Below are 24,928 nucleotides of genomic sequence, written 5' to 3' on the forward strand. Positions count from 1 at the left end.
TTAGTATAATCTAGTCTTTTTATTTATTAATCTTTGAATTCATATATTAAATTTAATAAATCTAGTAAGATATTTACAAAGTCTAGATAAAGATTTAATACATGTATAGATAAATCATTCTTACTTATTATGTTTCCTGATTCTATGTCATATTTTATTAGACTTATATCATATAATATATATCCTGAGAATATTAATATACCCAGAACACTATATAATATATTTAATGTCTGTGAACCTATAAATATATTTATTATACATAGAAGTAAAAGTGATATAAGACCTGCAAATAATATAGATCCTATACCTAGGTAATGCCCAGCTTTCTTTCTATAAGATATAAAGGCTAGTATACCAAATAATATACAAGTTCCAAGTAAAGCATTAATTACTATAGATGTTCCTAAACTTTGTAAGTAAAAAGATAATAGTGGATATAAAAGTATACCATCTATAAATGTAAATAAGTAAACATAGTTCATAGAAAAACTTCTAGGTATTATACTTTTCTTAGATAATATTGCCATTATAAGTAAACCTATTATTAAAAATGGTAATATTAAATTTGCTACTTGAACAACACTTATAGGAATAAAAGCTTGCCCAAATGCAAACCCTATAAACATAAATAGTATAGATATTGCTAGATATTTAAAAATATCAGCCATTGGGTTTGTAATTTCTTTATGCATTTTTATCATCTCCATATATTATAAAAAACTATATATGTATTATACCATATATTGTTAAATTTATATTATATGAAATAATTTGTATCAAATTAGTTGATTATATTACTTATGCTATCAGAAATTTTATTTACTTTATCATTCGCTACATTTGTTAGGTTTTCTTTAGTATTTTCTATTTTAGATTTTATAGAGTTAATATCACTTTGTAATTCTTTTTCTTTATCTAAATAATTACTTAAATTAATATCTTTTATAAAATCATCTAAATTTTCAGATAAATTATTTTTGTATTTACCTATCAAAGTTTTTAATTTGTCATCTCCTATGTTAGCAAGTTCATCAATTGATGTAAGTTTATTTTCTATGTCTCTTAATTTCATATCATCTAAACTCAATATTTTGTTAGTATAATTAGATATCTTCTTTTGATCTAGATTAGTATTATTTGACTTATCTATAGAAACCTTATCTTCAATTTCTTCTACAGAGTCTTTATATTTGTTTTTTATTTCAGATAGCATATTATCTATCTCTTTTATTGATTCGTCTGATTTTTCTTCAACATTAGATACTGCCTTTTCTTGATCTTTTTGTATATCATTTTTATCGCAAGCCACAATACCTAATGACATTAATGATATTATAATTAATGATATTATTTTTTTATTGCACTTCATTTATATAACTCCTCTTAATATTTTAGTATTTATATTTTACCACTAAAATCTAACTATTTACAACCTTATTTAATTTAATCAAAATAAATTATACATTTATAATATTTTATAGTTAACAAAATACGAATTAATTAATATCTTAATATTAGTTAAATATTTTGGGGGTGTCATCCAATGCTACAATCTCTTCTCTTGGTGCTATCACTTTCATTAGATACATTTGTAGCTAGTGTTGCTTATGGTACAAATAAAATTAAAATTCCTTTTAAATCGGCATCTATAATAACATTAGTATCTACAATTACTTTAGGTATTTCTTTATTTTTGGGATCTTTGTTTAAAGATTTACTATCAGCCAATATAGCATCCTTATTAAGCTTTTTATTGTTATTAGGGCTTGGCATATTTAGATTATTTGAATGTATAATTAAAAGCTATATAGATAAAATATATAATAATCAAGCTCCTCTAACATTTAAATTATTTGATTTTAAGTTTGTACTTGAAATTTATGCGGATGAAACTAAAGCAGATTATGATAAATCTAAAATGCTTACACCTAAAGAAGCTTTTTATCTTGCAATAGCTCTTTCTTTAGATAGTTTAGCAGTTGGATTTGGAAGCAGTTTAGGATATATTAATTATGCAGAAGTTTTATTATTATCTTTAATTATTGGATTTTTATCTTTACTATTTGGTTGTATAGTAGGTTGTCATATTAATAAGATTAGCCATATTAATTTGTCTTGGTTATCAGGAGTAATGCTTATAGCTCTTGCATTTATAAGATAAAAAAAGAGTTATCTCATACTTGAGATAACTCTTTTGACTTATGCTACTTTATTACTGTTTGCTTTTATAACTTGTTGAGCTATATTTACTGAATGGTCAGATATTCTCTCTAAATTACTTACTATATCTAAATAAACAACTCCATTATCTATTGTGCATACACTCTCATCTAATCTTTTCATATGATTTTGACGACATACTTTTTCCATTATATCAACTTGTTCTTCCATTTTGACAACTCTTAATGCTAAATCCACATTATTAGATTCTAAAGATTCAAGTGCATAAGTATATGTGCTTAATACTTTGTTGTATATTTCAGTTAACTCACCTTTACATTCATCAGATAATTTTAATTCTTTAGTTAATATTATTTCTGATAATTCAGCTATATTTTCAGCATGATCTCCTATTCTTTCTATATCATTTACAGTATTGAATAGATAGTCAACACCTTCTCTTGAATCATCATTTAAAGTTGTTTTAGATAGCTTTAGTAAGAAACTTAGTATAGCTTTTTGTAATTCATTTATCTTTATTTCTTCATTAAATGCCTTTTTTATTTTAGCATCTGACATTTCAAGCACACCTTCCATTGAACAAATCAGAGCTTTCTTAGCTTTTTCACCCATTCTTAAAGTCTCTTTAATAGTATTTGATAAAGCTATAGATGGTGTTTCTAATATTCTTTCATCTAAGAATTTAACAGTTTTTCTCTCTTCTATTTCATCTTCTTTCTCTGGAACTAACTTCATAGTAAGTTTTACTATTAACTTAGAAAAAGGTAATAGTAGTATAACGTTAGTTATATTAAATAAAGTATGTGCATTAGCTATTTGTCTACTCACATCATTTGGATCTAAGTGTGTAACTACCATTGTTATTGGCTTACTTAGTAATAACATAAATACCAATGTCCCTATTACATTAAATGTTAAATGCATTGTAGCAGCTCTTTTAGCGTTCTTACTAGCACCTATACTTGATATTAATGAAGTAACGCAAGTCCCGATATTTTCACCATATAATATTGGTAAAGCAGATGATAATGGTAATATTCCTTCAGATGCAAGTGCAAGTAACATACCCATTGAAGCACTAGAACTTTGAACTATTGCAGTTATACCAAATCCAAGAAGTATACCAAGTATCGGATTATGTCCAAATGATACTAATGCATTAGTAAATCCTGAAAACTCTTTTAAAGGTGCAACAGCTTCCTTCATAAAATCCATACCTGTAAATAATATACCAAATCCTATAAATATTTCAGCTATTGTTTTAACCTTTGGCTTAGAACTAAATAAGTAAAGTATTATACCTACGCCTAATGCCATTGGCGCTAACCCAACTAAATCTAGTGATACTAATTGAGCAGTTATAGTTGTTCCTATATTGGCTCCCATTATTACACCTATTGCTTGAGGTAGTGTCATTATACCCGCATTAACAAATCCAACTACCATAACTGTCGTAGCACTTGAACTTTGTATTATAGCTGTAACTAAAGCTCCAACTATAACCCCCATTAGTACATTACTAGTTAGAAGTTCAACTATCTTTTTTAGTTTTTCTCCTGCTGACTTTTGAAGGCCATCAGCCATCAAATTCATACCGTATAGAAAAAGACCTAGTCCCCCCATCAGGTTTATTGCTATTTCCACTATATTTCTTCCTCCTTAAAACTTTAATGTTTTTAAAATTAAATAATTTTATTCTTTTATTATTACAAACTTATTCTATCAAAAAAATTGTCATAATGTGTTAAGCAAATGTTAATTTATTGCACTTAATGTTAAATCTATGTTAAATAAAAGTTGATTAAATCCTATTATGTTAAGTTTTTTAAATTTAAGTTAAAAATAATATATGTAATGTAAATAAAAAAACCCATTAAATGGGTTTTATTTTCTAAAGTCTTTTAAGTTATTTTCTATGCTTAAATTTTTTAATATTGATGTTAATAATATTTGTCTAGTTTCTATTGATTTACCAAACTCTTCAAAGCTTTTCATACAATCTAACTGATAAGTTTCTATTATGCCTTTTTCTAATTCTTCTAAATGTTTTACGATATACTCCTTTATATCTTCTTTGCTTTTTAACCTATCTATTTCTTCGCCTCTTAAAACATGCTTAAATATTTCAAATCCCTCACCTTTTGATCCCCATATAAATATTCTAAATGTTATTAATGCCATTTCACAATATATACCTGCACTTATAGAATTCATATGATTTATATCTTCATACAAATGTTGATTAAAATCAAAGAAGTTACTAGATGCTATTTCATAAGTTTTTTGAGGTTCAAATTCGATATTACTTTCAGCTATGTTTTTGTCTAAACTTTCATAGCCACTACTTTTTATAAGAACATCACATAATGGTGATGTATGTATTGATAATTTGTCTTTTGATAAAAATTGTTTCATAGTTTTGCTCCTTAATTTAAAATATATGTTTATTATAACTATGAGTCTATTTTTAAACAATAGTTATTGTAGAAAATATCTATAATAATTAGATTTACTAGTATTTATGGCAACAGATGAACAGCATATAATTGTTTATCTGTAAACTTAGTTTTTATAGTAATTACTACTATATTAAAATGAATATAAAAAAGATGTGTAAAATAATTATATTTTGCACATCTTTTTAGTATTAATATTATTATATAAAAAGTTTCATATTGATTTATTTTCTAAGAATTAATTTAAAGCCATACTTTACATAGCTACTTAGCCCAGTAGTAAACATCGCCATTTTTACTTACTGCATATATATTATCGTCTTTTGTGCCTACAGTAAGCTTATTATTTTTGATTTTTTCTTTTATATCTTTTTCATTAAACCATTTAGTTTCTATAAACTTATCATCTAGTACACTTTTTTTATCTACCTTTTCTAATGTTTGTATAAATTTATCTGTTTCATCTTTTGGTATTATAAATCTTCCATTTGCTTTATTGGAATCTAAGTTATGAACTTCTTGTATATTGGTAGCATTAGTTGGGATATTTTCAGGAATCCAACCTCTTTCTATTATATCTTTAGCATCTTTATAGCTATTAAACTTATGGATTTTTATATCCATACTACATCCTGTCAATATAGTTGCCAACATTAAAAATACTATTATTTTCTTCATTCTCAATTTCCTCCATGTCCGTTTCATTTAATATTATAAACATATTATATATACTATATCTTAAAAAATAATAAACCCAACATTAAATAAATCTTAAATTATTTAAATAGTATCCAAAAATACAAAAAGACCATCTTAAAATAAGTCTAGCTAATAACAAAACTTACTGTAAGACGGTCTTATATAACTTTTATTAATCTTTAAATACAGTATTTTCAGTTTTCCATTGTAATAATTTTATATATAACCAAAAACCATATATACCAAGAGTTATTATAGTTAATACTAGCCATTTTATATAGTTAAAAAATAAGCTAGATCCAGTACCTTTAAATTCGAGCCTTCTTCCTTCTATTACCGTATTTTCGGCTTCCCATCTATATTTTATGCACATAGCCCACGGTGTGGCTAATCCTAACGTAAAAGCAGTTATTAACCAAGCTAATATATTAACTCCAATAAGTCCTAGTAATCCACCTTCAAATCTTGATTCCATATGTTTCCCTCCTATTATGTATATATATTAATATATATGCATAATAAAGTATATAAACTGCAACTTAATTAAATCTTAAATAAACCTTAAAACTTTATAAAAATTTATGGTATAGTGAATTATTCTTTTATTATAAATCTTTCTATAAAATTAACAATTACTTTTTCTAAGTCTCCACTATCTTCTACTTCTATTATCCTAGGTGTAGCTAATTCACCTCCATGTTCAAAGTTTACGCTTGATATTACGATTTCTTTGTCTTCATAGTCAAAGTCAAGTGTTAAACCTACTAGGTTATTTAAATCTAGTCTAAAGTCCCCAATGTCTCTTATATTATAATCCTCATACTCATCATCACCATAACTTCTTAAATTATATATCTTTCCATCTAAAAATTCTACCTTATCTAAATCTTCATTAGTCTTACCTATAGCAAAATGGAGTGCATACTCTTCTCCTAACAATAAATTAGCATAATCACTTGCATCATTTATATCTTCATAATCTTCATCAAAAGTTATTACATCCATATAGTCTCTATCTATCAAACATACTCTTGATACATAATCTGGATAATCATATAATAATTCATCACAATTATCCTTATAATAATTTATAAAATTTTCTAATCTAAACTCTTCTGGTTTTATTCTTATAGCTTGCATATTTATGTCCTTTCTATACTAATTCGTCAAATCTTTGTTATGCTAAAAATCAAATTTAATTTAAAATATGTTTGTATATTTTTAATACTTATATAATATATCATACTATTAATTCACTTTGAATATATGTTTTTTTATATGCTCCTTTTTTATTATTAATCTCAACTATATCTTTCAATAATATAAGAGAATTTGAATAATGGAGCGTTTCTACAAATAATGAATTAATATATACAGTCAACTAAAATATGAAAAAAACTATAATTGTAGTAAATATAATAATATAAAAAGAGCCCTTATTTAGAAATTTAATACAGGCTCTTTTTATTAATTCAAATTATTTGAACTCTTTTTTATCATATATCTTTATGGATATTATCATAGATATTAAAATAGTTAAAATACTTATAATTATTGATACTATTAAAGGATTTATATTATTTATATAGTCTATTATATTTTTTAGCTGTTTTGAAGGATTTTGAAGTATATCTACAATTGGCATTGAACAAAATATTGTAGCTAAAGTTATAGCCATAGTTATGAATTTTCCCTTTATTGCACCATATTTAATCATTGTTGGAATTAACATACTAATAATTAATGTAGATGATAATATTACTGTAGTTAATAGTAAATCTAAATTTATATCAACTTCTATTATATGGTATATAACACTTACTATAAGCATTGATGATATCATTGTTATAATACCAATTACATATCTCGATATAACGTACTCACTTCTTTTTACAGGAATTACTCCTATCAAATTATCTATACCACTTACATCTTCATAAGACATAAGCTGTGGTACACCAACAATTGTAATCATTGAAGATAAAGCACCTATAAATGAAGGATTGATTGCTGATACAAATAACCACATTATAATTATTATACCAACTTGCTTAAGTATTGCTTTAAAATTTATTAAACTCATTTTAGTAAGATTCATTATATTATTCATATTAATACCCCCTAGTATAATACATTAGTATATCTTCTAAATTAACTTTGTCATAAACAACTTCTTCCCCAAATATTTCGTATGCATGTTTTACATTTGATGTTAATCCTTCAAATCCAAATGAATTTTCATTAAATGCTACTAATGCTCTTTTAGTTTCATTGTCTAATAAATTTTTCCCACCTCTTATCATACTATGTCTTTCTAATATGCTATCTTTATCTCCGCTTAGTATTATTTTCCCATCATATATAAATACTAAATAGTCTGAGACTTTATCTAAATCAGATGTTATATGAGTAGAATAAAATACAGTAGCTTCTTCTTTTTCTATATGTTCTTGAAGTATATCTAAAAATTCATTTCTGACTAAAGGGTCTAAATTTGCTGTTGGTTCATCCATTATTATAAGCTTTGGATGATGAGACAGCGCCATTGTTAATTCAAACTTTTTCTGTTGTCCCTTTGAAAGTTTCTTATATATTTTATTTTCATCTAATTTAAATTTTTGTATATATCTTCTATACAATGATTCATCCCAATTCTTATAAAAAAAAGATACTGACTTTTTTATATCCTTAAGTTTAGATTCATTTAAGTAACCAGGAACATCACCAATATAACCTATTAATTCTTTTGTATTTATATCATTTTTTTATATTCTTTTCCAAATATTTTTATACTACCACTATCTTTAAATATCATATTCATAATTAATTTTATTGTGGTAGTTTTTCCTGATCCATTTGGACCTATAAACCCTGTTATATATCCCTTTTTTATATCTAAATTATCTATACATAAATTAAATGTATCTAAATTTTTCTTCAAATTTCTAATCTCTATTGCATTCATAATATACCTCCTTATATTTCTTCATATATACTTTTAAATATTTCTAGTCCTTCTTCTAATGTTATACCTACTGATTTTACTTGCCTTATAATATCCTCTAATTTATTTTCTATTTCATATAAAGCTATTTCTCTTAATCGATCTGTATTTTTTGTTGATACAAAAGTTCCTCGCCCTGTAACAGTCTCTATAAATCCTTCTTTCTCAAGTTCTTCATAGGCTCTTTTTATGGTTATTATGCTAACCTTTAATTCTTTTGCGAAATTTCTTATAGATGGGAGACCTTCCCCTGGCTTTAATGTTGAGTCTAATATCTGATTTTGTATCTGGCTTTTTATTTGTTCATACAAGGGTATTGTTGATGTATTACTTATATTTATATTCAATTTTACACCTCTCTTCCTTACTTAATATTTAGTGTATATAAAATGTATATATTATATATATACACTTTATGTACACTTCATGTCAACCTATTTTCAAAATTAATTAAAAAAATATATACTTAATGATTTTTATTTAAATGTAAGTTTTATAGAATTGTTCTGTAACAATAAATTAAATACTATTGTAATATAATAAAAATATAGTATCATTTTTAATAACTTTTTTATAATCTATTGTATATGGTTTTAAATAATGTTAGTATATGCTGATGGATATGTCTTACATAAAAGGGGGGAATGTTTATGACTAAAGATATGACTACTGGTAATCCAGTAAAATTAATTTTATATTTTTCTATACCATTACTTATAGGAAATATTTTTCAACAATTCTATAGTATGGTAGATACAATAATTGTTGGAAGATTTTTAGGTGTTAAAGCTCTAGCAGCTGTTGGATCAACAAGTTCTATGATTTTTTTAATAATAGGATTTATATTAGGCCTTGCATCTGGTTTTTCCGTATTAGTTTCACAAAGGTTTGGAGCAAATGATGAAGAAGGTGTTAAAAAAGCCGTAGGTAGTGCAATTGTACTGTCTGTAATTATGACTATTATAATTACTATTTTAAGTATATTTTTTACTAAACCACTTTTAAATTTAATGAAAACTCCACATGATATAATAGATGAAGCTTATTCATATATAATAATTATATACGGAGGTATATTTGTTACATTTTTCTATAATATAATTGCAAGTATACTTCGTGCACTTGGAGATAGTAAAACTCCTTTATATTTCTTAATTGTTGCATCCATTTTAAATATAATACTAGATTTGATGTTTATAGTTAAATTCTCTATGGGAGTTAAAGGAGCTGCTTATGCTACTGTTATTTCCCAAGGAGTTTCAGGTATACTATGCTTAATTTATACTGCTAAAAAATTTCCTATATTAAGACTTGAAAAAAGACATTTTAGCTTCAACTTAGACTTTTATAAGAAACACTTAAATATAGGAATCCCAATGGCTCTTCAATTTTCAATAACTGCTGTCGGAGCAGTAATACTTCAGGGTGCTGTTAATTCATTTGGATCAACTATTGTTGCTGCATATACTGCTGCTTCTAGGGTTGAACAACTTGTTATGCAGCCAAGTGTAACATTTGGTGTTACTATGGCAACTTATTGTGCTCAAAATCTTGGTGCTAATAATATCGAACGAATTAAAGAGGGAGTTAAAAAGTGTACATTAATAAATATAGCTATTGGTGTTATTGGTGGAATTATACTTATGACACTTGGTGAATATTTTGTTAAGCTATTTGTATCAAATTCAGATCCAAATGTAATATCATACGCTACTAAATATCTAACTACAGTTTCTTTCTTCTTTATACCTCTTAGCTTAATATTTATATACAGAAATGCACTTCAGGGTATGGGATATACTTTCGTGCCTATGATGGCTGGTGTTTACGAATTACTTGCCAGAACTATTGTTGCATTTACATTACCTTTAGCTATTGGTTATACTGGTATTTGTTTAGCAGGTCCTATGGCTTGGCTTGCAGCATCTATACCGTTATTTATTGACTATCATAAAAAAGTTAATAGTATAAATTCTTCAGAGTGTTACTCATCATAAAAATTATAAGACAAATCTACATTTAAAAAGCTAGCTTAAAAATTTAAGCTAGCTTTTTATTCTCCTACTCCAAAATCAGTATTATTATATAATACTTCTATATTAGGATTTTTATCTAGTAAGTCTTTATATTTATCTACAAACCAATTAACTATCTCATCATCTCTTTTAATATCTGATGTATTATTTACAAAAACATTTATAGTAGCATGATCAAAATTATTTAAAACTATATCCATATCTTTATCTATCATTTCTTTTGTCTGACCTTTTATACCTACCATCATGCATGGAGAATCAAAATAAGTTTTAAGTTCTTCTACACTTTTAAATTTAGCATTTTTATTTAGAAAATTATTTCTAAAGTCATAATCAAAACTTTCTACACCTATTTTAAAAGTTATAGGTATTTCAAAATATTCTCTCATATCTTGTATTTTATTTTTATATGACCAATGACTTTCTAAAAATAGTTTTTCAATATTTTTGTCTTTTATTATATCTTTTATTTTATCAAGTGTAGCTTTCGGAAGTTCAAAACAACTTCCTGAGTTTATAACTTCTAAAACTTTGTATTTTCCTGTTATATTTTCAAGTACTTTAAAATTTAATTTATTTATTTCCTCTTCTGATTTTGAGTTATCTAATATATAATCACAGAAACTACATTTTCCCCATACGCATGGAAAACTTTTAAGTAGTACTATTTCTCTTTGGTTTTTATTAGTTATTTCACTATATCTGTCCATTTTTTCTCCTTTATAATAAATTAGGTATTATACATAATATAATACCTAATTTGATATATTCCAATCTATGTTTAATTTAAATTTATAAAAATTAGTTATTATGAATTTTATCTATTTAATAATATTTGTGATTTTACATTTCTAGGAAGTGCATTAACACAACCCCCTATTAATAGTACTGCCACAAATTTATCAGCATAATCTGTAAATATTTGTGTTATAAATACACTTAATACATCTGGAACTCCAATTACACTTAGTACTTGAACAATATATGATGAACCCGATGATGTTATACCTCCAAATAAAAATGCACTTATCATGGCACTTATTATAGATGTTGGTAATGTGAATATAAACACTCCAAGAGGAGTTTTTATACCTTTTAAGAATCCTTTTTTATACATCAAACCAGCTAAATACCCTGTACTTATTTGAACAGGAGCAAAGTATATTGAATATATATCAAAAGTCATTCCACTTACTAAGCTTCCACATAGACCTGTTATTACGGCATATTTAGGTCCAAGTAAACAGGCTATAAATATTGTTCCTATAGAGTCCATATATATAGGAAGTCTTAAAGAATAGGCTATAAATGCTCCTACTACATTTAAAGCTATTCCAAAGCTTATTAAAGTTAAGTTTCTAACGTTTAATTTCTTTTCCATATTATATCACTCCTTTTATAGAGTCTATAATATTACCTTTATCCTTAAATATATTTTTTATAAACATCTTCATAAAAGCTTTTGCATCTACTTCTGTCAGTATATGTGCATTATGTTTCTTTTTATAAAAATCATATGCATCTACTATAGTTTGACCTATGGCTTTTCCTTCTTCTACTATTTCAACGTAAGAATCAAATCCGTTGCATAGATTTCTGTCTATAAAATATGCGACTGCTAATGGATCATTTATTACACAACCTATTATGCCTTCTTGATTCCAATGAAAATCTATATAAAATCTAGTTATTTCTGTTATATATTTAGATACATCTTTATCTAGTTTGTTTATAAATTCAATAATATTTGGTGTTAATACTATTTTTCTAGTTACATCAAGTCCTATCATATGAATTTTTTTAGGTAAGTTTTTATAAACATATTCAGCAGCATGTGGATCTACCCAATAATTAAATTCTGCTACTGGTGAACAGTTCCCATGACTTTTGTAAGTTCCTCCCATGGAAACAAACTCATCTAAGTTATCGAAGGCTTTCTTATCTTTAATTAATGCTTTAGCTATATTGGTAAGCGGACCTAGTGCTATAATAGATACGTCTTTATTTCTATTTAAAGTATCTATTATAAAGTCTACTCCACCATGTAAAATTTTAGCATCAACTTCTTCATAAAAATTTTCTCCTATACCATCTTCTCCATGAGTATCTTGTGCTGTTATAAGTTCTTTTTTTAAAGGTAGCTCTTCTCCTATATATACAGGTACATCTAGCGAAGAACACATTTGAAGTGCTTTTAGAGCATTTTTTGCTCCTAAGTTTGCAGGTACATTTCCACTACATACGGTAATCCCTAATACTTCTAATTCTGGTGAATTTAATGCTAGAAGTATTGCTAATGAATCGTCAATTCCTGGATCACAATCAATTATTACTTTTCTTTTTTTCATTTTAATCTCCTCCATAAACATTTAATGGAGAACTATACGCTTTTATTTAGTGCATTAAAAAAGCGTATCTAGGATACGTCTATATACTGCCACTATATAAATCCCTAGTTTTTTATACTTGGAGTTCTCGAACAAGTCCCAGACAGTTTAATACTATCTAGTGTTTTCAATACTTATAAGATTTTATATTTGCAAAATTGTCAGTTTGTTGTCAGTTTCAATTATTTATCCACAACTTACTAACAGTTTTTATTTTAACATGAATTTTGTACATTGTACAATATCTTATTTAGTTTAAATATGAAAATTATTTTTTATATAAGGACATGCAACTTTCACTATGCTATTTGCATATGCTATAACATGCGTAGCGAATATGTAGCAAGTGAAACGCAGTAAGCTTGGCGGAATATGAGTAAAGTGGTTATGTTAGCCTTAGCATCTTACCCCAAGTCTAACCTATTATAAATATATGTCAAAATTAATAGGAGAGTATTAAACTCTCCTATTTTCATGCTATATTTTGTAATTCTTCTTTGACTTTTAATTTTGGAGGTAATTTAGTTATAAAAGCTTTATAGCTATCTTTAGATTTAATTAAATTTAAACTGTGATACTGTTTTAGATTTAATAAATCATCTAATGAATATCCATGTACTGTAAATTCTTCTTCTAGCGATTCAAATGCCTTCTTGTCTACTCCACTAATTAATATATAAGATGCATTAGAATTTTTAAGTGTTGCTTGATCTTCTTTAGTGAGTTGGTCCATATAATGTAATGTTAATACATATTTTAATCCAAACTTAGCACTTTGAACAAAAGTCTTAATTAATATCTTTTGACTTGTAGGTGATTGGAATATTTCATCTATTAAAACTGTACAACGTCTTGGTAACTCATGCATACCACCTCTTATTTTAGTAGTTATCCATATCTTTTGTACAAAGAATGTTGTAAGTATATCTATAGATACATCATCATCAAAATCAGAATCTCTCATTCTTATTAAAATTACTTTTCCTTCTTCCATAGCATTAATAAAATTTATAATTAATTTTTCTCATAAAAATAAGACTAAGATTGCTCTTAGCCTTATATATTATCTATAGCTATGTCATTACAACATATATATATTATTCTAGTTATCTAATTAGATAAGTTCTTTTCTTATTTTGCATACCACCCAAACTCTTCAGCCTTGGCTATTAAATTATTTGCTATATTATTATGTATATCATTATCTACAGTTATTCTTTCTAGCATAACTATGCACTTATTTTCCTCATAATCTAGAAGTACACGACTAACCACTCCTGGTCCATAGTCTAAAAGTACATCACCGTATAATCTATCTGATATTAAATCACCAACTCTTGGGATTATATCGCTATTTATTTCTTTTTTTATATCTACTATTAAACTTGATTTTATGTGAACATTTTGTATAAATATTATTTTCATATATACATCTCCAATAAATTTATTTCAATATTATGGTCTCATAATATGTCTATAACTATATTTATAATGATATGTTTAATATTTAATAACAACATAAATAAGTAAAAATATTAAAATTCATATCATTTTATACACCATTATTATCTATCACATAAGAATTTCATTTTTTTTAAGAATTTTTTTCTAATATCTATATTATTCTCGTCTCTAAGTTTACATAAGTAATTATCATAGTATGTATTAATCATAATAGTTATATTTTCAACATCAACACTTAAGTTATTCTCGTCAAAACTAACTACATAGCTTTTATTAAAAGTTAATTTACTTCCTTTTTTTGTTTGAGCTGAATGTAAAATTCCACATCTAATATGAGTGTAAAATATTTCTGCTAAGAGTGGACTACTAAAATGACTTGGAAACTCTTCTAACAAAAAGTTAGTATACGCTTGTTTATTGCTACCTCTAGTTTCATTCCATCCTCTCTTGAATTGCAATAATGTTTCTATCAATAAACAATTTAATGCCATAATAGCAAATCCATCTCTATTTATATTATTATTTCTTATCATAGATTCTATTACATTCAAATACCTACCTCTTATTCTATCATCAAATATGTCTATTGCAATATTCCACTCCTCATGATTACTTGATAAATCCAAGTTCAACCTATTAAAATATTCTTTTTTATATTTCAAAGATACATAAGAATCTCCCAAATATTCCATAAGTTCAACACTCCTTTATTATACAATTTGTTGTCAAGAGTTATTATAACTTATTTAGAAATATATTCCAATAAATTCTTTGCTATGTTTTTACAAAGTGCTTGCTCTTAATAAACTTATTTTCATTTCTAATAATAAGCCACTAGTCAACCATATTGATGGTGATAAAACTAATAACAATATAACAAGTTTAGAGTGGTGTACTAACTCAGAAAACCATAAACCTAAATGTGAAATTGGACTAAATAGTGCTAAAAAGGTAAGGATTATTATTTATATGATAAATCTAGTTCAAGACATCATATGTCTAAAAAAGTTATCTCGTTATCTGATGATAATACTATACTTAAAATAAAAAAGGAGAAAATTAATTCTCCTTTTTTTATATAACCTTTTAAATTTTTATTTTGTTTCTTTTCTATAGATTTATTTTAGAAACATGTTTTACATGCTATATATCCTTTTTTCTTAGCTTCACTTTCTGTCATTTTTATAGCACCTTTCATACCATGTGATGTTGCTGTTTTATGATACTTATTAGATGAGCTACTTCCACCATTAGCATAAACTATTTTATCAACTGTTGGTGGAGGTGTTGGCTCTGGATCAGGTTTAGTTTGAGGTCCACCAGTTATAGACTTCATATCTATGTTATTACCATCACTTGTCATAATTACATGACCATTTTTATCTGTTCTCCATACTTTAGAACCTATACCAAATAATCTATTTAATATATTTTGAGTTGGGTGTCCGTAACTATTTTCTCCAACACTTATTACTGCATGTTCTGGCTTAGCTTTATTTAAAAACTCTTGAGTGGTAGAAGTATTAGATCCATGATGACCTACTTTTAATACATCTACATCTGGAACTAGATTTTGACTAACCATGTCTTGCTCTGTTATAGCTTCAGCATCTCCTGTTAATAGTACCTCTGTATTATTATAGTCTAATAATCCAACCACACTATCTTCATTATTATCGTTATAATCCTTTGTAGGATGAATGAATTTTAATGTTGCTCCACCACCACTTATAATTGTACCTGGTTTAGAGTCTAATATTTTGCAACCTTCTGTATTAGCTAAGCTTAGAACATTCTTCCAAGTTTGAGTGTTATGCGGTGCATCTGCTGGATAATAGAAATTTTTAACATTTAATTGTTTAAATACTTCTTGCATACCTCCAACATGATCAGCATCTGGATGAGTAGATATTAAGTAATCTAAATCCATTCCTTTTTCTTGACTATTTAAATAATTTACTACAGTACTTCCATATTTACTTTCTCCAGCATCTATTAATATGTCTGTTCCATCAGGCATTTCTATATATGTAGCATCCCCTTGACCAACATTTATAAAGTGTACTTCTATGTTTCCACTTAAAACTACTCCATTAACAGCATTTATACATTCTTGTATTATAGATTCATCTATTCCACCTAAAGCAGTAACTTTTGTAGCTCCTTTTAAAATACTCTTATCACTGTTATTGTGTACTAATACAATCGGAGTATTTTTTGCTATTGTAGATCCTGTTAATGCATCAACTAAATTATATGCTTTAGTTATATGGAACTCTTTGGATCCAGGATAAAATTTATTTATTATTTTTTTATTAGTATCAAATCTGTCTGTACCACCTAATCGCTCTGACTTAGTATCTTGAACTAAGTTATCACTCATATTTGTTTTTCCACCAATAACATAGCTATCTATGTCCTTAGCATTAAATGGTATACTTTGCCCATTAGTTAGTATTATAGGTGCATTATCTCTTGCTGATACAGGAGCAATACTCATTGCATCAGGTTCACCTTTGTATCCATTTGTTAAAAATATTTTATCTATTTTTTTACCTTGTAATTCTAATTGTTCTTTGACTTCTTCTGCTACAGCATAAGATGTTTCTATTCTATCATTTCCAGATAGCCTTTCAACTTCAATTCCAAATCTCCTATAATAATGTTCTATATTCGGAGTTACCGCATTTTCTCCACCGACAACATAAATTTTATCAACTTTTATAAGTCTGCTATCTGTTTCATATGGTATTTCATTGTCTGTAGCTAATAAAATAGGTGCATTTACAACTCCAGCTAATCCACTAGCACTTAATCCATCTGCCAATGATTTATGGCTATTTACTACTATTGCAGTATTATAGTCTTGCTTATCAGCTATCATTCCTGCTGTTTCATACCTATCTCTGCCTTTAATTTCTTCAATGCTAGATAATGCATGTACTCCAGATACGTTGGAGATAGCAATTGAGAAAGATACCCCTAAAGCCAGTAATTTTTTACTTATTTTCATATATTCCCCCTCCAATAATTTTACTCCTACAGAAGTATACACTAATTCTATTGTAACATTTTGTAATATTTTGTAATGAAGTAAAGTATTTTAATATTTTTTATTAATAAGTAAATCATTGGTACAATTAAATTAATGAAAAATATACCATATTATGCTAATATATTTACATAATATTACAAGGTACCATTAAGGAGGAATGTATGAGTCCAAAATTTTCATCAAATACTTTAGATAATTGTGAAGATGCTCTTAGCTTACTAGATGAATTTATAGAAGATGATACAATTTCTGATGTATTATCATTTGCAGGAGACGAAATACCTGGCCTTAGACTACTATACAAATCTTATAATAGTATTTCTGATAGGTTTTTTAGACGTAAACTTGAAAAATTTATAAAATACGCTAATGAAGGTTCTTCAGATTATTCATTTGAAAAGTTCAAAGAAGATATACGAGACAATAAAAAATATAGAGAAGAGGTTACAGAATACTTATCATTTAAAATAGATAAATTTGATACAGATTTTAAGCTAAAGATTTTATCTAAATCAAGTTTAGATTTCTTTAATGGAAATATAGATTTTAATTCATTTGTTGATTTAAGTGAGTGTTTAGATTTGATTTCACGTAAAGATATTTTAATTATGGAATATTTATCTAAGCGAGGAGATTTTAAATTCACACCAACTGTTTTATATGTTAAAGGTTTGACTCTATATGATATTAATTCATCAATAAGAAAGTTACACATGTTATCACTAATTGAGGAAGATGATGATATCTTTTACGAAGAGGTTTCATCTGACCCATCTTATTCCACACATAGTGATTCAAAGTTAACTAAAAGTTACTACATATCCGAATTAGGTAATTTGCTTATAAAATATTTAGATTAAAATTACATTTAACTGTAAGAGGTATATTTAATTACGCACCTCTTACAGTTGTATAAGATCAATTTATATTTACATTATCTCTAGATAATCTGTATGTACATAACCGAGACCTTTATTGCCCTTATATCCTTCTATGCTTATCCATTCATTTAAACAATAATTTAATTTAACAATATCCCCTTTTTTTAATTTGGCTATGACTTTATAATTAGTACCTCTGTCGTACCTTACATTTAATACATCTGCTGTAACTCTAGCTTTTTTGCCTGTATAATCTCCATTTTTAAATCTAGTTGTCGAAGATCCTTGAGTAGTATTACCTTTTAATTTACTATTCACATCTTTTTTAAACTTCTCCCAAGCATTTTTATTATCTACCCAGTACTTAGGACAACACTTCTTAGTAACATCATAATGTCTTATAAAATCTGTTAAAGGATTAAGCTTATATCTTCTAGCTAAATCTACTCCTAGTTCTACCGCAGCATTATATGTTAATGTATTAAATTTACCACTACTATCTGGATGACACATTTCTATACCTATACTATAAGAGTTAGCAGAATTAGTTGTATATGCTATCTCTCCTTCCGGAACGCAATAAATTATTTCTCCATTTAAACCTATTATGTAGTGTGAACTTGCACTTGTTTTGTGTTTAGGTGCATTATTAAAATAATTTCTATTAGCAATAGCGCTAGATCTTGCATTACCTACATAGTGCCATGCAATTTTAGTAGTTTTACTTCTTTTAGTGCCTGGTCTACTATATTTATTTTTATCTAAAAAGTTTGTAATTATATTCATATTATACACCTACCTTATCTTTTTTGTTATTTTCAGTCGTAAAAGTATCCAACATATACTCTATAAACTCTTTTAATTTACTTGGTATAGGTATATTGCTTCTAGTTAAGTTTTTCATAGCTGATAAAGTTTCAAATGCTATAAAACATAAACAAAATAATTCACATACACCTATACTATTAATTTTTATAATTTCAAGAAATTCACTTGGTAAGAACGCTACTAAATTAAAATCTATTACTAGATCAACAAGTTTTAGAAATAAAGCACTTCCTATCATCCCAACTTTTCGTATTATTCCATTTATACCAGCGCTTGAATTGATTTTCTTTTCTTTTAATGCCCTAAGTATTCCTAGAAACAAATCCCATATACAAGCGATTAATAAAATGCTTATAAAAGGATTTCCTTGTAAATCGTTAAAAAAATTCACCGAAAACACCACCTTTTGAATAAAAATAAAAGACTAGAAATTTAATTCTAGTCATAAAAAAAGAACCTACATTGGTTCTATTGGTAACATCATTATATAATCATTTTCATTTTTAAAATCTTCAGGGTATAGTATGTATGCTAAACTTTGCATATCTCCTGCTAATACACTCTTTAATCCTTCTATAAACTTATTTTCTAATAAGCTAACTTTCTTTTGCAATAGATTAACTACGTTGCTTATATTATTGTGTACTTTAAGTGTAGTCTTAGGGCATATAGGACCACTTTCAATTAGATAGTTTGTTTCTCCATCACAAGTTATCAAGCCTATATTAGTACACTCATATATTTCTTCCTCTGCTAGTTGATAAACAACTGTTACATTATTAGCTTGTAGCCATTTTTTAAATCCTGCAACATCCTGTGTTTCTAGCTTTGACTTAAGAATATTAGCTCTTAGCACACCTGTGTAATAGATACCTTCTTTATCTGTATCGTATACATTATGTTCATTTTTAAATTTATCACTTATTAGCCTAGAGTTGTTTGACCAAGTTTTTAACTCGGCAAATCTAAAACATAGATTATCTGTATGAGTTTTATCCAAGTATATTTCCTCATTACCTTTTAATACCAATTGTTCACTACGTCTATGATAATAATACTTACCATCACTATGTTTTTCTACCGTATCCCATTCTCTTAGAGTAGGTTTTTTCCAAGTACTGTCTTGTGTGTCAAGGTATAAAAGTTGTTTTTTATCTTGTTTAAAAACTGAATTAGGTTTTAATTCACCTTTATTAACAACAATTTCTATCTTAGAATGAAACACATTATTATTAGTAACATACACATATAAGTATCTGTCATGTTTTCCTGTAGTTATACTTAAGTCTAATTCTTGCCCTGTAGCATCTGGTGAAGAATGTATTATGGAATTAGTGACATCAAATGTAGTTGAGTTTGAATAGTATACAGATGAACCTACCCCAAATCTATTGCCACAATTTTTTACTTTAATGGAATATTTACAATTAGGTTCTATACCTTTAACTACATAACTACGGAAAGAATCACTAAACGTCATACTCAATCTACCACCTACACTAGTTAATCCCCCGTTTATATATGTTACACCATCACATAAATTTTCGTCACCATCAACACTTGAAACTACTATTTTATCTGTTTCATCACCTACAGATTTAAGACCTTCAAAATAAGAAGAATAAGAAGGTGGATTTTGTGTATAGTCGCCTTCTATAATAATAATATTACCTGCTTTAACATCTACAGGACCCTCATTTTTAATTAGGATATAAAGTACCTGACTAAGTGTAGTAAATTCACTAACTGTAGTCAAAAGTGCTACCCCATTAGTTATAGAGGCAAACTCGGTTATTTTCCCTGAGAATGAACCTTCTTGAATAGCACAACTAGATAAATTATTATGTTCACCAAAAATAACAGTATATTTTGTATTAGGTTTCAATAAGTTAAGATTTATAGGACAACTTATATAACACCAGTCATCTAATTTTTTAGTTGTAGTATAAGAAATAGAATTAGGTGTTTTTACGACATTAGTTATAAACTCTTCATTGATTGAAGCATATAGCAAATCCATATTTGAATCTTTTTTAATATTAACTAAAGTCTTACCTTCTAACTTAACATCCTCAAAATACCCATTACTAGTTTCCTCTACTACCGTAAATTCCTTATCTGTTATAACTGTACTAACTGTACTTTCTTCTAATTTCTTTATTTTATTAAGCTCTTTATTTGTATTAGCTAAATCTCTTTCTAATCTAGCTTTTAAGCTAACTTCTCTATCTCGAGCATCAATTACCTCTGCATCTTGTTGCTGGCTAGCTGTAAGCTCTTTAAATCTATTTTCTACATCTACAATTTTATTTTCTGCATTAGCTGTTGCTTCATTTGCTTTATCTCTTGCTATATTTGTAGCATCTATTGTACTATTTGCATTATCTATAACTTCTCCTAAATCATTTTGCATACTACTAGCTTTATTGTAAGCTTCATTTGCTTTATTTATAGCTTTATTTGTATCACTAATTAATTGTATTAAAATCGGATACTCATTAGTACCTTCAACAGCTCCTGTACCTTCAATACTATCTAATACTTTGTAAGCCAACTTTGGAGAAGCCTTTGTACCATCACCCTTAGTCAAAAATAAAACAAAAAAATTAACACCCTCGATAAGTGTGTTAGTTGGGAATGTATATTCAATTATTCCAGTTGTTGCATCTACAATAGTAGCTATATCATCTATAGTTTCTGTAATAGTTTCTAGCCTTATAGAGACTGTAGTTCCTGTTAAGTTTATTACTTCATTCTTTTTTACTAATTTTGCTCTTATCTTTGCTGTATTTATGTCATTTTCACTAAAATAAATATTTGTAGCATTATGTGTAAACATCTTATCAAAGTCTATTGTTATATCATATTTTCCTAAGCTATCTATCATTATATCACCGCACTTTCTTTTAATAGTTTTACTTCTTCTTTTAAGCTTTTTATTTCTTGTAATGCCAATGCTAATAAACTACTTTCATTTATCATATCTAAATCACCATGTTTCTTTGTAAACAATTTTGCATTTGGATGATTTTTTAACTCATTTATATTGATTAAAAGTTTTTCTTCTGCAAAGTTTTTACAAACAACATTTGGACTTTCTATTATTATACTATCTAGTACATCATTTAGAGAGGTATCCTTATATGTTGAAACTGGATTGTCTATTGCTAAATTGTACATATTATTAAAATATCCATAATTAGCAGAAACTTGGTTAAATCTACTTCCACTATAGCCAAGATTTTTACCATTACCATCTAGGCTACTATGCATTAAAATAGAATAACCGTTACCAAATGCTCTACAAGTAACCGTATCTGGATTTATAGTTTGACCACTATGATTATGTGAACTTGAAGCATAATTATGAGTGTGCCCTTCTTTTGATAGATAGTTGCCTTTGTGCAATACTCCTGCTTCATTTACTACAAAATCTTGTGTTCCACCAATAAAGGCACTTATACCATTTGAATTTATAAATAAATAATTATTATCATCATACTTTAACCTTATAGCAGAGCCCTTATTCCCACCATCACTGTTACGAGCATCAATCTGACAGTTTCTTGAATGATCAGAAAATAGATTTATAACAGGCTCATGGCCACTCGGTGTGCTAAGCATATCACAAGCTAATGTCCCTGCTAGAATATTTCCGCCATGTATAATTACACTTCCATTGCTTTCTAAGTCTGAAATTACAACATATCCATATAGATTTACCTTCTCAGCGTTTATTTTAATTCCACTAGGAGAAAGATTTATAGCAGATATAACTTCATCCTCTCCCACTTTTTTTCCTACTTCTAGCATTATATTTTCTGAAGTTTGACTTATTTGACTTTGTAAGTTTTTATTAACATTCTTAATAGTTTGGTTAATACTAGTTGATGTTTGCTCTATAAGACTTGTATTACCCTCAACATCTTTTGCAACTTGTTTTATACTTTCTGCTGTTTGCTTTATTAATGTTGTATGTGTCTTTATATCACCATCAAGTTTAGATACCTCTGAAGTTATCTTATCATCTAATACTTCAAAATTAACATACATATCTTTTCTAACACTATCTAGTCCATTTTCTATGCTAGAGTTTATGTCATTATTTATATCAGCTAAACTACGTTTAAATTTACCTAATTCAATATATACATACTTATCATTTAAACTATCAAATACAGTTTTTATAACTCTAGCTTCTACATTCATTCCAATTCTAAAATCTCTAACTATTACAGTATCTCCTAAACCAACACTTTCAAGCTTATCAAGTCCTAAGTCTTTGTAATTAGTTGTCTTAGATAAGTCTATAAATTCAACTTTGTAATTTATATTAGGCATATCTTTTTTAGTTTCAGAAAAATATTTATTAGCTTTATTTCTAAGTGTTGTTATATCTTTTATAGCTTCATCCTCAGAATAGTCTATGGCTAAGACTTTAGGATGTGGATAGTTATTTATGTATTTGGATTGTATAAATCTTTCTGGGAGTACTATAGTTTCTTCTATAGATTCACCTTCTCCTACTTGTTTTTCAATCTTAGCAAATGGATATATTACTGTTACAACTTCACTTTCATCAATTTCTCTAATATAACCTGTAATATTCTTTTTATATGCTATTAATACATTGTTATTTTTACCTCTATCTTTATTTAGATATATATTAAAATTATCTCTTATTAACTTAGCACCATTACCATAAGTATCTGCTAAACTTCCTCTAGTACCTTTTATAGCTTCAAGTGCATTTACTCTAGCTAGATTATAAGTTGCAGTATGTTCGATATCTGAATACCCTTTAAATCTATGTTGATTAATACATTTACTTAACATATCATTAAAAGCTTGTTGACAAGTTGAATTAGTAGAAGTTACATTTTCAACAAAGTTATCTCTTAGATCGTAAGTTATATGTTGTGCTTTAACTTGTATAGTTCCATCAATCTCATTAGATACCCAATAAATTCTAAATAATTGTTCTCCTAGTTCTTCACTAGCTTTAGCTTTTATAATATTATGATTTACTATTTCATCAGATAAAAAAGAGTTCACTTTATAAGTCAACTCAAGTTCAAATATTCCATTGTCTTCTTCTGTAACTTTACAACTAATACAATCTCTAAGGACCCCCTCTCCATTATGTTCAAAATTTATTTCATCCTTCAAATATAACTTTGGGTACATTACAACACCACCCATCTAGGAATTATTTCTAATCTTGTAATATTACCAGTCCAACTAATGTTATTTCTACCTTCTTCTAGAATAGGAAAATCGGAGTACATTTTATTGTTTTGATTAGTTATAATACCATCTATAGTTTTATAACAGTTCATAATATCACTATCAACTTCTATTTCATCTTCTACACATTTTAAAATGAGATTTTGATTATTTATTTTAATAGTTATATCTCCACTTCCTACAACTTTAATATGAGGGCTTGAAGTTATGTAATTATTATGTATTATCTTAGGAGTTGTTAATATTATTTTATTTTCACCGTATACCACTCGCTTTAAAGGTTTACATAAAAATACAACTTGAAATTCACCAAGTTGCTCTATAACTTCTTCTATATCTAATTTATTAATACATGCTGCTTCATAATAATGTTCAGGATCATCACTAAGTATAAGTTTCTTAAAGTGAAAATTAGATTGTAGCCATCCCTTTATATCCCTAGCAACATCATTTATATTAACAAACTCACTATCAATACTACATTCAAGTTTCAATTCAAATAACTTGTAGTTTCCTTTGTCATTAAGAATAGGCTCATTCCTACCATCAACTTCAATTACTTCTATATTTCTTTCTGGACCTGAAAGTTGATTGGTTTTAGTTATTATAATGCCATAGTCGGCACTAGATTTATTATCATAAGTAAAATACTGCAAATCTTCTTTATTAACATAATATTGCACACTAGCA

General features: G+C 26.9%; 27 protein-coding genes and 1 riboswitch. Of the genes, 4 read left to right on the forward strand and 23 right to left on the reverse strand.

Features of this window, described 5'->3' with window-relative positions; translation table 11 throughout:
* Positions 1 to 26: 26 nt before the first annotated feature.
* Both FRIFI_RS06815 and FRIFI_RS06820 read right to left on the reverse strand, forming a co-directional pair.
* Positions 27 to 692: a Bax inhibitor-1/YccA family protein gene (locus FRIFI_RS06815; protein ID WP_092925794.1), complete on the reverse strand. Its 666-nt coding sequence runs from the start codon at positions 690 to 692 to the stop codon at positions 27 to 29.
* Between the two features lie 89 nt (positions 693 to 781).
* Positions 782 to 1,369, reverse strand: a complete 588-nt coding sequence (locus FRIFI_RS06820; protein ID WP_166505407.1) for a hypothetical protein — start codon at positions 1,367 to 1,369, stop codon at positions 782 to 784.
* A gap of 174 nt (positions 1,370 to 1,543) precedes the next feature.
* Between FRIFI_RS06820 and ytaF the strand changes: the two genes are divergently transcribed.
* A complete protein-coding gene (ytaF, locus tag FRIFI_RS06825) occupies positions 1,544 to 2,161 on the forward strand; it encodes a sporulation membrane protein YtaF (RefSeq protein WP_092925790.1) in 618 nt (205 codons plus the stop codon).
* Between the two features lie 38 nt (positions 2,162 to 2,199).
* Here the strand turns inward: ytaF and FRIFI_RS06830 are convergent, their stop codons facing one another.
* The 9 genes from FRIFI_RS06830 to FRIFI_RS06865 form a co-directional block, all read right to left on the reverse strand.
* Entirely contained in the window at positions 2,200 to 3,825 is a 1,626-nt protein-coding gene (locus tag FRIFI_RS06830) for a Na/Pi cotransporter family protein (protein ID WP_092925788.1), read from the reverse strand.
* Positions 3,826 to 4,065: 240 nt separating this feature from the next.
* A complete protein-coding gene (locus tag FRIFI_RS06835; protein WP_092925786.1) occupies positions 4,066 to 4,596 on the reverse strand; it encodes a hypothetical protein in 531 nt (176 codons plus the stop codon).
* 305 nt (positions 4,597 to 4,901) lie between these two features.
* Complete coding sequence (locus FRIFI_RS06840) at positions 4,902 to 5,315, reverse strand: membrane lipoprotein lipid attachment site-containing protein (protein WP_166505408.1); 414 nt, start codon at positions 5,313 to 5,315, stop codon at positions 4,902 to 4,904.
* A 193-nt stretch (positions 5,316 to 5,508) separates the two neighbouring features.
* Positions 5,509 to 5,811 (reverse strand): YjgN family protein, encoded by a 303-nt coding sequence (locus tag FRIFI_RS06845; protein WP_092925782.1) that lies wholly within the window; start codon positions 5,809 to 5,811, stop codon positions 5,509 to 5,511.
* A 119-nt stretch (positions 5,812 to 5,930) separates the two neighbouring features.
* Positions 5,931 to 6,476, reverse strand: a complete 546-nt coding sequence (locus tag FRIFI_RS06850) for a hypothetical protein (RefSeq protein WP_092925780.1) — start codon at positions 6,474 to 6,476, stop codon at positions 5,931 to 5,933.
* 337 nt (positions 6,477 to 6,813) lie between these two features.
* Complete coding sequence (locus FRIFI_RS06855) at positions 6,814 to 7,446, reverse strand: ABC-2 transporter permease (RefSeq protein WP_166505409.1); 633 nt, start codon at positions 7,444 to 7,446, stop codon at positions 6,814 to 6,816.
* 1 nt (position 7,447) lies between these two features.
* The gene (locus FRIFI_RS06860) at positions 7,448 to 7,975 is read right to left on the reverse strand and encodes an AAA family ATPase (protein ID WP_330637693.1); all 528 of its coding nucleotides are present in this window, start codon (positions 7,973 to 7,975) and stop codon (positions 7,448 to 7,450) included.
* Between the two features lie 113 nt (positions 7,976 to 8,088).
* Entirely contained in the window at positions 8,089 to 8,301 is a 213-nt protein-coding gene (locus FRIFI_RS15385; RefSeq protein WP_330405602.1) for an ATP-binding cassette domain-containing protein, read from the reverse strand.
* 11 nt (positions 8,302 to 8,312) lie between these two features.
* The gene (locus tag FRIFI_RS06865; RefSeq protein WP_092925776.1) at positions 8,313 to 8,687 is read right to left on the reverse strand and encodes a GntR family transcriptional regulator; all 375 of its coding nucleotides are present in this window, start codon (positions 8,685 to 8,687) and stop codon (positions 8,313 to 8,315) included.
* A gap of 303 nt (positions 8,688 to 8,990) precedes the next feature.
* Here FRIFI_RS06865 and FRIFI_RS06870 point away from each other — a divergent pair, with 303 nt between their 5' ends.
* Entirely contained in the window at positions 8,991 to 10,337 is a 1,347-nt protein-coding gene (locus FRIFI_RS06870) for an MATE family efflux transporter (protein WP_092925774.1), read from the forward strand.
* A 56-nt stretch (positions 10,338 to 10,393) separates the two neighbouring features.
* On the opposite strand, the gene FRIFI_RS06875 is transcribed toward FRIFI_RS06870, so the two are convergent.
* The 6 genes from FRIFI_RS06875 to FRIFI_RS06900 all read right to left on the reverse strand — a co-directional run bounded on the left by FRIFI_RS06875 (position 10,394) and on the right by FRIFI_RS06900 (position 14,919).
* The gene (locus tag FRIFI_RS06875) at positions 10,394 to 11,086 is read right to left on the reverse strand and encodes a radical SAM protein (RefSeq protein WP_092925772.1); all 693 of its coding nucleotides are present in this window, start codon (positions 11,084 to 11,086) and stop codon (positions 10,394 to 10,396) included.
* Between the two features lie 107 nt (positions 11,087 to 11,193).
* Positions 11,194 to 11,757, reverse strand: a complete 564-nt coding sequence (locus FRIFI_RS06880; protein WP_092925770.1) for an ECF transporter S component — start codon at positions 11,755 to 11,757, stop codon at positions 11,194 to 11,196.
* 1 nt (position 11,758) lies between these two features.
* On the reverse strand, positions 11,759 to 12,724 hold the full coding sequence (locus tag FRIFI_RS06885; protein WP_092925768.1) for a nucleoside hydrolase: 966 nt from the start codon (positions 12,722 to 12,724) through the stop codon (positions 11,759 to 11,761).
* A gap of 98 nt (positions 12,725 to 12,822) precedes the next feature.
* Positions 12,823 to 12,866, reverse strand: a riboswitch (PreQ1 riboswitch).
* Between the two features lie 369 nt (positions 12,867 to 13,235).
* Complete coding sequence (locus FRIFI_RS06890; protein WP_166505410.1) at positions 13,236 to 13,757, reverse strand: hypothetical protein; 522 nt, start codon at positions 13,755 to 13,757, stop codon at positions 13,236 to 13,238.
* 137 nt (positions 13,758 to 13,894) lie between these two features.
* Entirely contained in the window at positions 13,895 to 14,188 is a 294-nt protein-coding gene (locus FRIFI_RS06895) for a hypothetical protein (RefSeq protein WP_166505411.1), read from the reverse strand.
* A gap of 140 nt (positions 14,189 to 14,328) precedes the next feature.
* On the reverse strand, positions 14,329 to 14,919 hold the full coding sequence (locus FRIFI_RS06900; RefSeq protein ID WP_166505412.1) for a hypothetical protein: 591 nt from the start codon (positions 14,917 to 14,919) through the stop codon (positions 14,329 to 14,331).
* 97 nt (positions 14,920 to 15,016) lie between these two features.
* Between FRIFI_RS06900 and FRIFI_RS15540 the strand changes: the two genes are divergently transcribed.
* Positions 15,017 to 15,274: an HNH endonuclease gene (locus FRIFI_RS15540; RefSeq protein ID WP_202819470.1), complete on the forward strand. Its 258-nt coding sequence runs from the start codon at positions 15,017 to 15,019 to the stop codon at positions 15,272 to 15,274.
* Positions 15,275 to 15,350: 76 nt separating this feature from the next.
* Here FRIFI_RS15540 and FRIFI_RS06910 read toward each other — a convergent pair whose 3' ends face one another.
* Positions 15,351 to 17,240, reverse strand: a complete 1,890-nt coding sequence (locus tag FRIFI_RS06910; RefSeq protein WP_166505413.1) for a cell wall-binding repeat-containing protein — start codon at positions 17,238 to 17,240, stop codon at positions 15,351 to 15,353.
* A gap of 203 nt (positions 17,241 to 17,443) precedes the next feature.
* Here FRIFI_RS06910 and FRIFI_RS06915 point away from each other — a divergent pair, with 203 nt between their 5' ends.
* Positions 17,444 to 18,142 carry a hypothetical protein gene (locus FRIFI_RS06915; RefSeq protein ID WP_166505414.1) on the forward strand — a complete coding sequence of 233 codons (699 nt, stop codon included), beginning with the start codon at positions 17,444 to 17,446 and terminating at the stop codon, positions 18,140 to 18,142.
* Between the two features lie 69 nt (positions 18,143 to 18,211).
* Here the strand turns inward: FRIFI_RS06915 and FRIFI_RS06920 are convergent, their stop codons facing one another.
* The 5 genes from FRIFI_RS06920 to FRIFI_RS06940 form a co-directional block, all read right to left on the reverse strand.
* Complete coding sequence (locus FRIFI_RS06920) at positions 18,212 to 18,949, reverse strand: N-acetylmuramoyl-L-alanine amidase (RefSeq protein ID WP_166505415.1); 738 nt, start codon at positions 18,947 to 18,949, stop codon at positions 18,212 to 18,214.
* Between the two features lies 1 nt (position 18,950).
* On the reverse strand, positions 18,951 to 19,382 hold the full coding sequence (locus tag FRIFI_RS06925; RefSeq protein WP_166505416.1) for a phage holin family protein: 432 nt from the start codon (positions 19,380 to 19,382) through the stop codon (positions 18,951 to 18,953).
* A gap of 66 nt (positions 19,383 to 19,448) precedes the next feature.
* Complete coding sequence (locus FRIFI_RS06930; RefSeq protein ID WP_166505417.1) at positions 19,449 to 21,878, reverse strand: BppU family phage baseplate upper protein; 2,430 nt, start codon at positions 21,876 to 21,878, stop codon at positions 19,449 to 19,451.
* The gene (locus FRIFI_RS06935; RefSeq protein WP_166505418.1) at positions 21,878 to 24,178 is read right to left on the reverse strand and encodes a phage tail spike protein; all 2,301 of its coding nucleotides are present in this window, start codon (positions 24,176 to 24,178) and stop codon (positions 21,878 to 21,880) included. Before FRIFI_RS06935 ends, FRIFI_RS06930 begins: the two co-directional genes overlap by 1 nt.
* Positions 24,178 to 24,921: a distal tail protein Dit gene (locus FRIFI_RS06940; protein WP_166505419.1), complete on the reverse strand. Its 744-nt coding sequence runs from the start codon at positions 24,919 to 24,921 to the stop codon at positions 24,178 to 24,180. Before FRIFI_RS06940 ends, FRIFI_RS06935 begins: the two co-directional genes overlap by 1 nt.
* Between the last annotated feature and the right edge of the window lie 7 nt (positions 24,922 to 24,928).

Origin of the sequence: Romboutsia hominis (assembly GCF_900002575.1) — a bacterium.
GTDB lineage: Bacteria > Bacillota > Clostridia > Peptostreptococcales > Peptostreptococcaceae > Romboutsia_C > Romboutsia_C hominis.

Coding starts and splice junctions, on each gene's coding strand:
- FRIFI_RS06910 (WP_166505413.1), bottom strand. CDS start 17,240: ATGAAAATAAGTAAAAAATTACTGGCTTTAGGGGTATCTTTCTCAATT.
- FRIFI_RS06815 (WP_092925794.1), bottom strand. CDS start 692: ATGCATAAAGAAATTACAAACCCAATGGCTGATATTTTTAAATATCTA.
- FRIFI_RS06850 (WP_092925780.1), bottom strand. CDS start 6,476: ATGCAAGCTATAAGAATAAAACCAGAAGAGTTTAGATTAGAAAATTTT.
- FRIFI_RS06890 (WP_166505410.1), bottom strand. CDS start 13,757: ATGGAAGAAGGAAAAGTAATTTTAATAAGAATGAGAGATTCTGATTTT.
- FRIFI_RS15385 (WP_330405602.1), bottom strand. CDS start 8,301: ATGAATGCAATAGAGATTAGAAATTTGAAGAAAAATTTAGATACATTT.
- FRIFI_RS06885 (WP_092925768.1), bottom strand. CDS start 12,724: ATGAAAAAAAGAAAAGTAATAATTGATTGTGATCCAGGAATTGACGAT.
- FRIFI_RS06820 (WP_166505407.1), bottom strand. CDS start 1,369: ATGAAGTGCAATAAAAAAATAATATCATTAATTATAATATCATTAATG.
- FRIFI_RS06855 (WP_166505409.1), bottom strand. CDS start 7,446: ATGAATAATATAATGAATCTTACTAAAATGAGTTTAATAAATTTTAAA.
- FRIFI_RS06880 (WP_092925770.1), bottom strand. CDS start 11,757: ATGGAAAAGAAATTAAACGTTAGAAACTTAACTTTAATAAGCTTTGGA.
- FRIFI_RS06935 (WP_166505418.1), bottom strand. CDS start 24,178: ATGTACCCAAAGTTATATTTGAAGGATGAAATAAATTTTGAACATAAT.
- FRIFI_RS06840 (WP_166505408.1), bottom strand. CDS start 5,315: ATGAAGAAAATAATAGTATTTTTAATGTTGGCAACTATATTGACAGGA.
- FRIFI_RS06870 (WP_092925774.1), top strand. CDS start 8,991: ATGACTAAAGATATGACTACTGGTAATCCAGTAAAATTAATTTTATAT.
- FRIFI_RS06895 (WP_166505411.1), bottom strand. CDS start 14,188: ATGAAAATAATATTTATACAAAATGTTCACATAAAATCAAGTTTAATA.
- FRIFI_RS06845 (WP_092925782.1), bottom strand. CDS start 5,811: ATGGAATCAAGATTTGAAGGTGGATTACTAGGACTTATTGGAGTTAAT.
- ytaF (WP_092925790.1), top strand. CDS start 1,544: ATGCTACAATCTCTTCTCTTGGTGCTATCACTTTCATTAGATACATTT.
- FRIFI_RS06915 (WP_166505414.1), top strand. CDS start 17,444: ATGAGTCCAAAATTTTCATCAAATACTTTAGATAATTGTGAAGATGCT.
- FRIFI_RS06875 (WP_092925772.1), bottom strand. CDS start 11,086: ATGGACAGATATAGTGAAATAACTAATAAAAACCAAAGAGAAATAGTA.
- FRIFI_RS06930 (WP_166505417.1), bottom strand. CDS start 21,878: ATGATAGATAGCTTAGGAAAATATGATATAACAATAGACTTTGATAAG.
- FRIFI_RS06920 (WP_166505415.1), bottom strand. CDS start 18,949: ATGAATATAATTACAAACTTTTTAGATAAAAATAAATATAGTAGACCA.
- FRIFI_RS06835 (WP_092925786.1), bottom strand. CDS start 4,596: ATGAAACAATTTTTATCAAAAGACAAATTATCAATACATACATCACCA.
- FRIFI_RS06900 (WP_166505412.1), bottom strand. CDS start 14,919: ATGGAATATTTGGGAGATTCTTATGTATCTTTGAAATATAAAAAAGAA.